The 12682-nt window shown below is 68.6% G+C and carries 12 protein-coding genes; 2 read left to right on the forward strand and 10 right to left on the reverse strand.

Annotation, left to right across the window (positions count from 1 at the left end):
* The 3 genes from J2126_RS24630 to dnaE all read right to left on the reverse strand — a co-directional run bounded on the left by J2126_RS24630 (nt 1) and on the right by dnaE (nt 5473).
* Entirely contained in the window at nt 1-984 is a 984-nt protein-coding gene (locus J2126_RS24630; RefSeq protein WP_209489565.1) for an AI-2E family transporter, read from the reverse strand.
* 121 nt (nt 985-1105) lie between these two features.
* Nucleotides 1106-1930: a sulfotransferase family protein gene (locus J2126_RS24635; RefSeq protein WP_209489567.1), complete on the reverse strand. Its 825-nt coding sequence runs from the start codon at nt 1928-1930 to the stop codon at nt 1106-1108.
* Between the two features lie 75 nt (nt 1931-2005).
* A complete protein-coding gene (gene dnaE, locus J2126_RS24640; protein ID WP_209489569.1) occupies nt 2006-5473 on the reverse strand; it encodes a DNA polymerase III subunit alpha in 3468 nt (1155 codons plus the stop codon).
* Nucleotides 5474-5621: 148 nt separating this feature from the next.
* Between dnaE and J2126_RS24645 the strand changes: the two genes are divergently transcribed.
* A complete protein-coding gene (locus J2126_RS24645; protein ID WP_209489571.1) occupies nt 5622-6059 on the forward strand; it encodes an EamA family transporter in 438 nt (145 codons plus the stop codon).
* Between the two features lie 9 nt (nt 6060-6068).
* Here the strand turns inward: J2126_RS24645 and thiL are convergent, their stop codons facing one another.
* From thiL to glyA, 7 genes are read right to left on the reverse strand one after another with little or no spacing between them, the layout of a single operon-like run.
* Nucleotides 6069-7100 carry a thiamine-phosphate kinase gene (gene thiL, locus J2126_RS24650; protein WP_245327570.1) on the reverse strand — a complete coding sequence of 344 codons (1032 nt, stop codon included), beginning with the start codon at nt 7098-7100 and terminating at the stop codon, nt 6069-6071.
* A complete protein-coding gene (nusB, locus tag J2126_RS24655) occupies nt 7066-7560 on the reverse strand; it encodes a transcription antitermination factor NusB (protein ID WP_209489573.1) in 495 nt (164 codons plus the stop codon). The genes thiL and nusB overlap by 35 nt, the downstream gene beginning before the upstream one ends.
* 5 nt (nt 7561-7565) lie before the next feature.
* Complete coding sequence (gene ribH, locus J2126_RS24660; protein ID WP_209489575.1) at nt 7566-8057, reverse strand: 6,7-dimethyl-8-ribityllumazine synthase; 492 nt, start codon at nt 8055-8057, stop codon at nt 7566-7568.
* Nucleotides 8058-8109: 52 nt separating this feature from the next.
* Nucleotides 8110-8724 (reverse strand): riboflavin synthase, encoded by a 615-nt coding sequence (locus J2126_RS24665; protein ID WP_209489577.1) that lies wholly within the window; start codon nt 8722-8724, stop codon nt 8110-8112.
* Nucleotide 8725: 1 nt separating this feature from the next.
* A complete protein-coding gene (gene ribD, locus J2126_RS24670) occupies nt 8726-9874 on the reverse strand; it encodes a bifunctional diaminohydroxyphosphoribosylaminopyrimidine deaminase/5-amino-6-(5-phosphoribosylamino)uracil reductase RibD (protein ID WP_209489580.1) in 1149 nt (382 codons plus the stop codon).
* Entirely contained in the window at nt 9871-10410 is a 540-nt protein-coding gene (gene nrdR / locus J2126_RS24675) for a transcriptional regulator NrdR (protein WP_245327571.1), read from the reverse strand. Before nrdR ends, ribD begins: the two co-directional genes overlap by 4 nt.
* A 27-nt stretch (nt 10411-10437) precedes the next feature.
* A complete protein-coding gene (glyA, locus tag J2126_RS24680) occupies nt 10438-11751 on the reverse strand; it encodes a serine hydroxymethyltransferase (RefSeq protein WP_281066352.1) in 1314 nt (437 codons plus the stop codon).
* 292 nt (nt 11752-12043) lie between these two features.
* On the opposite strand from glyA, the gene J2126_RS24685 reads away from it, so the two are divergent.
* A complete protein-coding gene (locus J2126_RS24685; RefSeq protein ID WP_209489582.1) occupies nt 12044-12658 on the forward strand; it encodes a helix-turn-helix domain-containing protein in 615 nt (204 codons plus the stop codon).
* Nucleotides 12659-12682: the final 24 nt, after the last annotated feature.

Consider the following 12682-nt stretch of genomic DNA (forward strand, 5'->3'; position numbering starts at 1 on the left):
TCAGCCCGCTTTGTCTTCCTCGGCGACCTGCTCGCTATGGGCCTTGAAGGCGGCGAAGGCGACCACCGTCAGCGGCGTCGCCAGCACCACGCCCAGCGCGCCGAAGATGCTGCCGAACGCGACCACCGCGAACAGCGTGACAGCCGGCGGCAGCGAGACCATGCGCTGCTGGAGCAAGGGCGTGATGATGTTGCTCTCCGCCTGCTGCACGCCGACGAACACGAGAAGCGTCAAAAGGCCCGTGTCCGCCCCCATGGTGAGGGCGATGAGCACGGCGGGGGCGGCGGCCATCACCGGGCCGATCATGGGCACGAATTCGGCGAGGCCGGCGAACAGAGCGAGCGCCAGCGAGGACGGTACGCCCACGATGGTGAGGCCGATGAAGGTGAGCACGCCTACCACCACCATGGCGATGAGCTGCGCCTTCAGGAAGTGCCGCAGATCTTCCGACACCAAAGCCAGCCGCCGGTCCGCCGCCGCACGGTCGGACGGCCGCCACAGGGACAGGAACATGCGGCGGTAGAGATCCGGCGAGACCGCGAAATAGATGCCGCCCACCACCACCAGGAAGGTGCCGAGCACCACCTGAAACAGATTGGAGGTGAAGCCCTGCACGAACGAGAGCACGGTCTCGCCTGAGGGGGCCGCCGCTTCCGCCCGTTTCAGGAGGTCATCGCTCATCCCCTCCAGATGGAAGCGCCGCTCGAAGGCGGTCCAGGCGGTGGGCAGCTCGTTCACCAGCTGCGCGACCTGGGTCTGGATGGTCGAGCCGAACAGATAGAGGGCCAGCCCGAGCCCGCCGAAGACGATGATGCCCACCGGGATCACCGCATAGCGCTCGGGAAAGCGCGTCCATTTGGCGAAGGGCTCGGCGAGCGCGTGGAGCGCAAGCGAGACGAGGCAGGCGGCGAACACCTGGAGGATCACGTCGTAGATCTTCCAGGAAAGCCAGCCGAGGGCGATGACGATGCACGCAATGGCCACGCGGCGTGCCACATCCCGGTCCGAAATCATGCTGCCCCCAGATGCGCGCGGACGTTCGACGCGATTGCGGTTTCATACCGCGAAACCATGACGCCCGCACCGTCACGCAGGCAGGGGAGCCTCAGAACGGACGGAACACCGCCCGCACGAGGTCCAAGGTGCGGCACGCGGCCTTGTCGTTCGGATCGGCCATGAGGCGCTGCATGGCGTCAAAGGTCTGCCCGGCGAGCAGGCCGCGCCAGCTGGTGCGGGAGGGGGGCGGCAGGGCGTGATGGCGCAGGCCCGGCTTGAGCGTGCCGTCAATCTCTGCGAGGCTTTCGGCGGAAAGCTGCGGCCACGGCTCGCCGAGCTGGCGCGCGGCGCGGTCCATGGTGCCGCGCCAGTCGGCCATGAGTCCGTCGAAGGCGATGACGGTGCGCGGCATCCCGCGCGTCGCGATCTCGCAATCGAGCGTGTAGCGCAGCCAGATGCCGAGCCCCTTGCCGAGATCGAACCTGTCGCGCTTGGTGATGGAGGCCGCCACCTCAACCGGATTGCGCAGCGCCAGCAGCGGCACGATGCGATAGCCCGCCTCCTTCAGCACAGGCTCATAGATGGCCATGAGGCGGGAAATGCGCGGGTCCTTGAGGACGATATCGGGCGCATCGCCATATTCGTCGGCGAGCGCGCGGCGCACCTCGTCCAGGAGGCCGGTGCGGCGGGCCACCGCCATCACATCCTCCCGCATGCGCTTGCGCGAGGACCATTTGTGGCCGCAGGCCTTCAGGATGCGCTCGTCGAGGTTCATGAAGACCTCGCTCTCCCAGAACCCCGCCTCATTGGCCTCGGTGGCAGCCATGAGGGTCTTGGGGGCGGAAAAGCCCATCAGGTTGATGATGCGGGTGAGCGCCGATGTGCCGCTGCGGTGCATGCCGAGCACGAGGACGGCGCGCTTTTCCTGTGTCACTTGCTGATGTCCTCAGACAAGGCGGGGCCGGCGGGTGGCCATAAGCCCAATTCGGCAATGTCCATAAACTCAGTGCTAGGCGGCTTCAACCGCCACGACGCCGGGAATGGCCTTGATCGCCCCGGCGATCTGGGGCGACACGGAATACTTGCCCGGCAGGCTTACCTCCACCTCGGCATGGGCATCGTCCACCAGCAGGATCAGGCTCACCTCGCCCGCGCCCTTCTCCCCCGCCTTGCCGTCCGCCAGGCGTCGCGCGATGCCCTCGATGGGCTCGGGCGAGCGCAGGAAGATGCGCAGGCCCTTCTGGTGCTTGGCGGTAACGGGATCGAGCTTTTCGCACGAATTGATGCGCACCCGCACATCCTCGCCGTTCATCTCGGCCGCGACCATCATGAGCAGCGGCGTGCCGGGCTCCAGCAGGTCACGGTAATGCGCGAGGCCTTCCGAGAAGATCACCGCCTCGTAATGGCCGGACGGGTCGGAGAGGCCGACGATGCCCATGCGGGTGCCGGACTTGGTGCGCCGCTCCTGCTTGGAGACCACCGTCGCCGCCAGCCGTCCCGCCGCCGCGCCCGAGCGCACCGCGCGGGAGAAGTCGGCGAAGGACTGCACGCGCATCTTCTTCAGCGCTTCGGCGTAATCGTCCAGCGGATGGCCGGTGAGGAAGAAGCCGATGGAATCATATTCCCGCTGCAGCCGCTCCGAGGGCAGCCAGGGCGACGCCTCCGGGATGGGCAATGACGCAGCCGCGGCCGGGCCGGAGCCGAACATGTCATTCTGGCCGGACTGGGCGTTGGCCTCCACCCGCTGCGCCTCGGCCACGATGGGTTCGATGGCGGCGAAGGCGCGGGCGCGGTTCTTCTCCAGCACGTCGAAGCAGCCGGCGGCCATCAGGCTTTCCAGCGTGCGCTTGTTCACGAGCTTCACCGGCAGGCGCGCCGCGAAATCGCCGAACGAGCGGAACGGCCGGTCGCCCCGCGCCTTCTCCAGCGCCTCCACCGCCGCCTCGCCCACGCCCTTGATGGCGGCCATGGCGTAGATGATCTTGCCGTCCTTCACGCCGAACTCGCGGGCGGAGAGGTTGATGTTCGGCGGCACCACCTCGATGCCGAGGCGCTGCGCCTCCTGGCGGAATTCGGCGAGCTTGTCGGTGTTGCCCTTGTCCAGCGTCATGGAGGCGGCGAGGAATTCGGTGGCGTAGTTCGCCTTCAGCCATGCGGTCTGGTAGGCGACAAGGGCGTAGGCCGCCGCGTGGGACTTGTTGAAGCCGTAGTCGGCGAACTTCGCCAGCAGGTCGAAGATGGTGTCCGCCTGCGCCTTCTCGATGCCCCGCCCGGCAGCGCCGGAGACGAAGCGCTCGCGCTGCTTCTCCATCTCGGCGCGGATCTTCTTGCCCATGGCGCGGCGCAGCAGGTCGGCTTCGCCCAGCGAATAGCCGGCCATGGCCTGCGCGATCTGCATCACCTGTTCCTGATAGATGATGACGCCGAACGTCTCCTTCAGGTACGGCTCCAGCATGGGGTGGAGATAGTCCGGCTTCGCCCGCCCGTGCTTGCAGTCGCAATAGACCGGGATGTTGGCCATGGGGCCGGGCCGGTAGAGGGCGACGAGGGCGACGATGTCCTCGATGCGGTCGGCCTTCATGTCCACGAGGGCTCGGCGCATGCCCGCGCTTTCCACCTGGAACACGCCCACCGTCTCGCCCTTGCCGAGCATGTGGTAGGTCTTGGCGTCGTCCAGCGGAATCTTGGAGATATCGAGGTCGATGCCCCGCTGGCGCACCAGCTTCACCGCCTTCTCGATGGTGGTGAGGGTCTTGAGGCCGAGGAAGTCGAACTTCACCAGCCCGGCCTGCTCCACCCATTTCATATTGTACTGGGTGACCGGCATGTCCGACTTGGGATCGCGATAGAGCGGCACCAGCTCATGGAGCTGGCGGTCGCCGATCACGATGCCGGCGGCGTGGGTGGAGGCGTGGCGGTTCAGCCCCTCCAGCTTCACCGCGATGTCGAAGGCGCGCTTGACCACCTCTTCCTGGTCGCGCGCCGCCTGCAGGCGCGGCTCGTCCTCGATGGCCTGCTTGAGGGTGACGGGATTGGCCGGGTTCTGCGGCACAAGCTTGCAGAGCTTGTCCACCTGCCCATAGGGCATTTCTAGCACGCGCCCCACGTCGCGCAGCACGCCACGCGCCTGCAGGGTACCGAAGGTGATGATCTGCGCCACCTGCGCGCGGCCGTAGCGCTCCTGCACGTAGCGGATCACCTCGTCGCGGCGCTCCTGGCAGAAGTCCACGTCGAAGTCGGGCATGGACACGCGGTCCGGGTTCAGGAAGCGCTCGAACAGCAGGCCGAACCGGAGTGGGTCGAGGTCGGTGATCTGGAGCGAATAGGCCACCAGCGAGCCGGCGCCCGAGCCACGCCCCGGCCCCACGGGAATATCGTGCGCCTTGGCCCATTTGATGAAGTCCGACACGATGAGGAAGTAGCCGGGGAACTTCATCTTGGTGATGACCGAGACCTCGTAGGCGAGGCGCTCGTGATAGGCGGCCTCGTCCAGTCCCGGGGCCGGGCCGTGCTTGGCGAGGCGATCGGCGAGCCCCTCCTCGGCCTGCCGCTTCAGCTCTGCCGCTTCCGCCTCCAGCGGATCGGAGCCCTCGGCCTTCTCGTCCGCCGTGGTGAAGCGCGGCAGGATGGGCTTCACCGTGCGCACGCGATAGGCGCAGCGCCTGGCGATCTCCACGGTGTTGGCGGTCGCCTCCGGCAGGTCCGCGAACAATTCCAGCATCTCGGCGCGGGTCTTGAAGCGATGCTCCGCCGTCAGCCGCCGCCGGTCGCCCTCCGAGAGCAGCCGCCCCTCGGCGATGGCGAGGAGGCCGTCATGGGCCTCATAGTCCGATTTCGCGGCGAAGAAGGGCTCGTTGGCCGCCACCAGCGGAATGCCCTTGGCGTAAGCCAGCTCCAGCAACGCCGGCTCGGCCAGCCGCTCGGTATCGGCGCCGTGCCTCTGTACCTCTACATAGAGCCGGTCGCCGAACAGGGAGGTCAGCAGGTCCAGCCGGTCCGCCGCCATTTCCGGATGGCCGCCGACGATGGCGCGGTCGAGCGGCCCGGAGGGTCCGCCGGTGAGGCAGATGAGGCCGTCGTTCGCCTCTGCCAGCCAGTCGGGCAGGATGCGCGGCTCGTCCTCGCTCGCGGTTTCGAGGAAGGAGCGGGAAACGAGGCGCATGAGGTTGCGCCAGCCGGCATCATTCTGGGCCAGCAGAACCACGCGCGGCTTCTTCGGCCTGAGCCCGCCGCGCGGCCCGGCCGGGTCCGGCAGATCGAGGGCCAGCGACACGCCGGGAATGGGCTGGATGCCCGAGCCCGACATCTTCTCGGAGAATTCCAGCGCGCCGAAGAGATTGCCGGTGTCCGTGAGGGCAATGGCCGGCTGATAGTCCGCCTTCGCCAGATCCGCCAGCTTGCCGACGGAGAGCGCGCCCTCCAGCAGCGAATAGGAGGAATGGACGTGCAGGTGGATGAAGCCGGGATCGCTGGCCATGGGACTTGGGGGTGCCGTTCGCTGAGCGAGAGAATCGTTCTCCCTTAAGGTAGCCCCGTTTGCCGCGCGCGAAAGGTCATGCGGCGTCCGTGCCCGCTATCCTCCGGCCCGTCGGGGGCTATTCTGGCGAAAACTCGTCGGAGCCGACATGACGCGGTCGCTTCTCGCCAATTGGGTATTCTGGGCCGTCCTCTCGGCCGCCTTCGCCGCGCTCACCGCCATCTTCGCAAAGGTGGGCGTGGCCGGCGTCGATTCCGATTTCGCGACGCTCATCCGCACCGTCGTCATCCTCGCTCTTGTGGCGGCCATCGCGGGGATGCGCGGAGCATGGCAGCCGGTGGCCGAGGTGCCGGGGCGCACATGGGTATTCCTGCTGCTGTCCGGGCTTGCCACCGGCGCGTCGTGGCTATGCTACTTCCGCGCGCTGAAGATGGGCGATGCCGCCCGCGTTGCGCCGGTGGATAAGCTCAGCGTGGTGCTCGTCGCCGTGTTCGGCGTGATCTTCCTGGGCGAGAAGCTCTCGGCGGTGGCGGCGGTGGGGGTCGCACTCATCGCGGCCGGGGCGGTGCTGGTCGCACTGGGCTGAGGGCAGCCTTCAGAAGTGGCTGTAGCTGCCGCTGCCGAGATCGAGGGGATGGCCACCGGCATCGGTCACGTCGAGCCCGCTGCCCGCCCGCGTCTCGCCGATCAGCGCCACGGGCACGCCGGCCTGCGCCGCCTCAAGGGTGAATTGGGGCACGGCCGCATGGGGCACGCAGGCGAGGATCTCGTAATCATCGCCGCCCGACAGCGCCACGGCGAAGAGGGCGGGATCAGCCTTCACGGACGCCGCAGCCGCCGCCGAGAGGGGCACGCGCCGCGCTTCCACTTTGCCGCCGCAGCCGGAGGCAGAGAGCATCTTGGCGAGGTCGCCGGCGAGACCGTCCGAAACATCCATGGCGGACGCCGCATGCCGGCGCAGCACGGGCGCGAGCGCGAGGCGCGGCTGCGGGTTCAGATAGCGGTCGAGGAGATGCGCGCGCTGCTCGCCGGAGAGCCCGGCGAAGGCCGGCGCATCGCCATCCTGCCGCAGCCTGAGGCCCAAGGCGGCATCGCCGATGGTACCGGAGACGAAGATGGCCATGCCCGCCTGCGCGCCGGTGCGCGGCACGAACTCACCCTTCGGCACCACGCCCAACGCCGTGATGGTGATGGTGACCGGACCGGGCGTGGACACCGTATCGCCGCCGAGGATGGGACAGGAAAAGGCGTCCGCATCTGCGCCGAGGCCTGCGGCGAAGGCTTCCATCCACGCATCGGGCGTGCCCTTGGGCAAAGCGATGGCCATCAGTGCGCCGACCGGCGCGGCGCCCTTGGCGGCGAGATCGGAAAGGTTCACCCGCAGCGCCTTGCGGGCGATGGCAGCGGGCGGATCGTCGGGGAAGAAATGCACCCCTGCGACCACCGCGTCCTTGGTCAGGACCAGATCGCAGCCGGGCGGCGGGGAGAGGAGCGCGGCGTCGTCCAGAAGGCCGAGCGCGCCCTGCGACCCGGCGATGGGGCGGAAGTAGCGGGCGATGAAGCGATCCTCGCCCGAGCCGCCGCCCTCCATCTCAGGCGCCCCGGAACTCGTCGGGGCGCAGCTCATGCGCCAGCGCGTCGAGCACGGCATTGACCATGCCGGTCTCGTCGCGGTCGAGGAAGGCGCCGGCGACATTCACATATTCGGTGATGACCACGCGGGCCGGCGGATCCTTCGCCATCAGTTCGAAGGCCCCAGCGCGCAGCACCGCGCGCAGCACGGCTTCCACCCGCTTGAGCGGCCAGCCCTTGGTGAGGGTGCCGTCCACCAACGGATCGATCTGGCGCTGGGCGTTCAGCACGCCCTCCACCACCGAGCGGAACAGCCGGCGGTCGGCTTCGGGAAACTCGATGCCCTCCACTTCCTGCCCGAGCCAATGGCTCTCGAACTCGGCGAGCACGTCGTTGAGGGGCGTGGCGGCCATATCCATCTGGTAGAGCGCCTGCACCGCGCCGAGGCGGGCCGCGCTCTTCTTCATGGGCTTCTGGGGCGCGGACTTGTCCGTATCGCGGGCCTGGTCGCTCATGATCGTCACGCTTCCAGCCGGCGTTTCAGCCGCAGCAGGCTGAGCGCGGCCTCGGCGGCGCCGCCGCCCTTGTTGCCCTCGACGAGGCGAGCGCGTTCCCAAGCCTGCGCCTCGGTGTCCACGGTGAGGATGCCGTTGCCCACCGGCAGCGCGTGGGCAAGGCCCAGCTCCATCAGGCCGCGCGCGGATTCGCCCGCCACGATCTCGAAATGATAGGTCTCGCCGCGAATGACCACGCCGAGGCCCACCACCGCATCCACCGGCTCACCACCCTCTTCGGAGGCGGCGATGGCGATCTCGGCGGCAACCGGAATCTCCAGCGCGCCGGGAACGGTGATGACCTCCACCGCGACGCCCGCGGCCTCCAGCACGGCGCGGGCACCGGCGAGAAGTTCGTCGGCCAGCGCCTCGTAATAGCGGCCTTCGACGATGACGACGCGCGCGCCTTCGAGCGCGGGGTCGGCTTCGACGGCGGTTTCCCTGCGCGTCGTGACCATGGGCATTCTCCGAAACTTGAACGGCGCACGGCGCCGGAATTGGGCGTGAGCCCTACCCGGCCCGGGGGAACTCCGCAAGCCGGGCGGCGTAGCGGGCCATCAGGTCCGCCTCGAAATTCACCGTGTCCCCCGCCTTCACGCCGCCCCAGGTGGTGACCGCGAGCGTGTGGGGAATGAGCAGGCAGGAGAAGGTGTTGCCGTTCACCTCGTTCACCGTCAGCGAGGTGCCGTCCAGCGCCACCGAGCCCTTGGCCGCGACGAAGCGCGCCAGTCTCTCCGGCACCTCGAACACGAAGCGCGTGGTGGTGCCCAAATCCTCCCGCGACACCACCTTCGCCGTGCAGTCCACATGGCCGGACACCATGTGCCCGCCCAGTTCGTCGCCCATCTTGAGCGAGCGCTCCAGATTGATGCGCTCACCCTCGGCCCAGCCAGAAACGGTGGTGATGGCCAGCGTCTCGGGCGCCGCATCCACGGTGAAGAGCGTTGCGCGGGGGCCGCCCGCCGTCACCGAGGTGACGGTCAGGCACACGCCCGCATGGGCGATGGACGCGCCGATGTCGATGCCCGCGGCCTCGAAGCCGGTGGCGATGGTGAGGGTCTTCACCTCGCCTTTCGTCTCCACCTTCACGAGTTCGCCCATGTCGGTCACGATGCCGGTGAACATCTCAGCGTCTCCACAAGCGCACGAGGTGGTCGGCGCCCAGCTCGGCGCGCTCCACCTCGGCAAATCCCACCGGCTGGGTCAGCCGGATAAGCGGGCGTCCGGCAAGGGCGGGGAAAGCATCCGACCCCAGAATGACGGGGCTGCGGAAGACGGCCACCTCATCCACCACGCCGGCTTCCAGGAAGCGGGCGGCCGTGGTCGGCCCCCCTTCGACCATCAGGCGGGTAAGGCCGAGCAGGCCCAGCAGCTTGACCATGGCCGGGATATGGATGCGCCCGTCCGCCCCACGGGGCGCGCGCAGCACCTCGACGCCGCGCTCGTTCAGCGCGGCCGCGCGATGGGCGGGGGCATCCTCGGCGGCGATCACCCACAGTGGCACGTCGCAGGCGGTGCGCACGAGGGCGGAGGTGAGCGGTATGTCCAATTCGGCATCCAGCACGAGCCGCACCGGCGAGCGCGATTCATAGCCCTCCAGCCGGCAGGTGAGCATGGGGTCGTCGGCCAGCACCGTGCCCAGCCCGACCAGGATCGCATCCGTATGGGCGCGCATGAGATGCGCCCGCGCCCGCGCCTCGGGACCGGTGACGACGGCCGGCTTCGGCCCGGCATGGGCGGCCTTGCCATCGGCCGAGACGGCCATCTTCACCATCACATGGGGGCGGCCCTCGGTGACGCGGCGGATGTGGCCGGCGTGATCGAAGAGCGCCTGCTCGGCCCCCACCCCCACAGTGACCCAGATGCCGGCGGCGCGCAGACGGGCGACGCCCCTGCCCTTCACCCGATGGTCGGGGTCCTCGATGGCGGCGACCACCCGGCTGACCCCGGCGGCGATGACGGCATCGGCGCAGGGGGGCGTGCGGCCGTGGTGGGAGCAGGGCTCCAGCGTGACATAGAGGGTGGATCCGCGTGCCAATTCACCGGCGGCCGCGAGGGCCAGCGGCTCGGCATGGGGGCGGCCGGTGGGGGCGGTGGCGGCGCTGGAGACGATGCGCGGCACGCCCTCCACATGCTGCACCACCACTGCGCCGACGGAGGGATTGGGCCAGGTGCGGCCAAGGCCGGTCTGGCCCACCTTCAGCGCCTCGGCCATGAACAGCTCGTCCTCGCGGGGCGACAGGACGGGCGCGGAGGCGGCCGGGCGCACGTTCATTCCCCGCTCCGCGGCGTCGGGCGGGCGCGCGGCTTGTCCGCAGCGGACGGCGCCTCGGTGCCGGGATCGAGGGTGCGCGGCTCGCCCTCGTGGGAGAGTTCGGCCAGGGCATTCTCGAAGTCCTTGGCCTCGCGGAAATTGCGGTACACCGAGGCGAACCGCACATAGGCCACGTCGTCGAGCTGCTTCAGGCCCTCCATCACCATCTCGCCGATGGTCTCGGAGGTGATGTCGCCTTCGCCCACGCTTTCCAGCTGACGCACGATGCCGTTGAGCATCCGCTCCACGCGCTCATTGTCCACCGGGCGCTTGCGCAAAGCGACGCTGACGGACTTCTCCAGCTTCTCCCGCTCGAACGGCACGCGCCGGCCGGAGCGCTTGAGCACCATCAGTTCGCGCAGTTGCACCCGCTCGAACGTGGTGAAGCGGCCGCCGCAATCGGGACAGATGCGGCGGCGCCGGATGGCGGTGTTGTCCTCCGTCGGCCGGGAATCGCGCACCTGCGTCTCAAGGCCGCCGCAATAGGGGCACCGCATCCGTCACACCTTCCCGGTCGTCGATCCTCAGGGATAGATGGGGAAGCGGGCGAGCAGGGTCGAGACCTTCTCGCGCACCGCGGCCTCGACCAGGCTGTCCTCGTCGGTGCCCTTCTGGGAGAGCACGTCGAGCACCTCGGCGATGAGGTTGCCCACCTGCTGGAACTCGGCCACCCCGAAGCCGCGGGTGGTGCCCGCCGGGGTGCCGAGGCGCACGCCGGAGGTCACGAACGGCTTCTCGGGATCGAACGGAATGCCGTTCTTGTTGCAGGTGATGTGGGCGCGGCCGAGTGCGGCCTCGGAGACCTTGCCGGTGAGGCGCTTGGGGCGCAGATCCACCAGCATGAGGTGGGTGTCGGTGCCGCCCGACACGATGGCGAAGCCGTGGCCCTTCAGGGTCTCGGCCAGCGCCTTGGCGTTCTCCACCACGTTCTTCGCATAGAGCTTGAACTCGGGCCGCAGAGCCTCGCCGAACGCCACCGCCTTGGCGGCGATGACGTGCATCAGCGGGCCGCCCTGGATGCCGGGGAAGATGGCCGAATTGACCTTCTTGGCGATGCCCTCGTCATTGGTGAGGATCATGCCGCCGCGCGGGCCGCGCAGGGTCTTGTGGGTGGTGGTGGTTACCACATGGGCGTGCGGGAACGGGCTCGGATGCGCGCCGCCGGCGACGAGGCCCGCGAAGTGCGCCATGTCCACCATCAGCAGCGCGCCGACGGAATCAGCAATGGCGCGCATCTTGGCGAAGTCGATGATGCGCGGATAGGCGGAGCCACCGGCCACGATGAGCTTCGGCTTATGCTCATCGGCGAGCTTCGCCACCTCTTCGTAGTCGATGCGCTGGTCGTCCTCGCGCACGGTGTAAGGCACGGGCTTGAACCACTTGCCGGACATGTTGACCGGCGAGCCGTGGGTCAGGTGTCCGCCCGCCGCGAGGTTCAGGCCGAGGAAGGTGTCGCCCGGCTGGAGCAGCGCGAAGAAAACGCCCTGGTTCGCCTGGCTGCCGGAATTGGGCTGCACGTTGGCGAAGCCGCAGCCGAACAGCTTCTTGGCGCGGTCGATGGCGAGGTTCTCGGCCACGTCCACGAACTGGCAGCCGCCGTAGTAGCGCTTGCCCGGATAGCCCTCGGCATACTTGTTTGTGAGCACGGAGCCCTGAGCCTCGAGCACGGCGCGCGAGACGATGTTCTCGGAGGCGATCAGCTCGATCTCGTCCCGCTGGCGACCCAGCTCCGCTTTCACCGCGCCGGCGATCTCGGGGTCGGTCTCGGCGAGAGAGGCGGTGAAGAAGCGGTTCATTTCCTCCGAGACGGAGGAGCGGTTCGCGTCCTGCGAGGCCATGGCAGGTCTCCGGTGATGGCGTGGAGGCTCCCGGCTAGGGCGGCTGGCGCCCGACCGGAGCGGACCCTGCGCTTATCACAGGGCGAAGGTGAAGTCCAAAACCGGCGGGTGCGGCGTGTGGCCTTCCCCCCTCAAGCGCGGCGAGCGCGCTCCACCTGTAGTTGAGAGTGTCCATTTACCGGAGAGGCCCGCGAAATGCGCGCCTCCGGCACTTCCCCACCTTCCATCAGGCGCGCCGGGGCGATATCGTCCGCTGAAGCGAACGTCCGTTCGGTTGGAAGGATATTACGGCATGGCCGTCAGGGAACGCGGGGGCAGCTCTCTCGAAACCGGCGCCCAGGTGATTACCGGGCAACTGGGCAAGACCATACAGCGCCTGCGCAAGGCCTATAACCTTTCTCTGTCGGACCTTGCCGAGCAGTCCGGCGTGGCGAAATCCATCATCAGCCAGATCGAGCGCAACGAGACCAATCCGACGCTCGCCACCGTGTGGCGCCTGTCGCAGGCGCTGGACATGTCGGTGGAACGGGTTCTCGCCTCCTCCGACGACGCGCCCTTCGTGGAGAAGCTCTCCCGCGCCGACACGCCCATCCTGCTTTCCGAGGACGGGCTGGTGCGTCTGTCCATCATCGGGTGGATCAAGACGGTGGAGTGGCTGCAGTATTACGACATGGAGGCCGCGCCCGGTGGCGAGCTCGATTCGGACGGGCACCAGCGCGGCTCCGTGGAATGCCTTACCGTCATCTCCGGCACGCTGGAGGTGGACGTGGCCGGGCAGGTGGAGACGGTGAAGGAGGGCGAGACGGTGCGCTATCGCTGCGACCGCCGCCATGTCATCCGCAACCGCTCCGATGCACCCGCCCGCGCCTTCATGGTCTGCCTGCTCAAGGCCGCCGTGCTGGAGTGAGGGGGCGGCGCCCCCTCCCCTCCG

Origin of the sequence: Xanthobacter flavus, assembly GCF_017875275.1 — a bacterium.
GTDB classification, from domain to species: Bacteria; Pseudomonadota; Alphaproteobacteria; order Rhizobiales; family Xanthobacteraceae; genus Xanthobacter; species Xanthobacter flavus_A.

What these genes read in the sequence shown, in the direction of transcription:
- J2126_RS24645 (WP_209489571.1), top strand. Translation starts at nt 5,622, where the DNA reads ATGACGCGGTCGCTTCTCGCCAATTGGGTATTCTGGGCCGTCCTCTCG.
- ribD (WP_209489580.1), bottom strand. Translation starts at nt 9,874, where the DNA reads ATGAACGTGCGCCCGGCCGCCTCCGCGCCCGTCCTGTCGCCCCGCGAG.
- nrdR (WP_245327571.1), bottom strand. Translation starts at nt 10,410, where the DNA reads ATGCGGTGCCCCTATTGCGGCGGCCTTGAGACGCAGGTGCGCGATTCC.
- ribH (WP_209489575.1), bottom strand. Translation starts at nt 8,057, where the DNA reads ATGGTCACGACGCGCAGGGAAACCGCCGTCGAAGCCGACCCCGCGCTC.
- glyA (WP_281066352.1), bottom strand. Translation starts at nt 11,751, where the DNA reads ATGGCCTCGCAGGACGCGAACCGCTCCTCCGTCTCGGAGGAAATGAAC.
- dnaE (WP_209489569.1), bottom strand. Translation starts at nt 5,473, where the DNA reads ATGGCCAGCGATCCCGGCTTCATCCACCTGCACGTCCATTCCTCCTAT.
- J2126_RS24665 (WP_209489577.1), bottom strand. Translation starts at nt 8,724, where the DNA reads ATGTTCACCGGCATCGTGACCGACATGGGCGAACTCGTGAAGGTGGAG.
- nusB (WP_209489573.1), bottom strand. Translation starts at nt 7,560, where the DNA reads ATGAGCGACCAGGCCCGCGATACGGACAAGTCCGCGCCCCAGAAGCCC.
- thiL (WP_245327570.1), bottom strand. Translation starts at nt 7,100, where the DNA reads ATGAGCTGCGCCCCGACGAGTTCCGGGGCGCCTGAGATGGAGGGCGGC.
- J2126_RS24685 (WP_209489582.1), top strand. Translation starts at nt 12,044, where the DNA reads ATGGCCGTCAGGGAACGCGGGGGCAGCTCTCTCGAAACCGGCGCCCAG.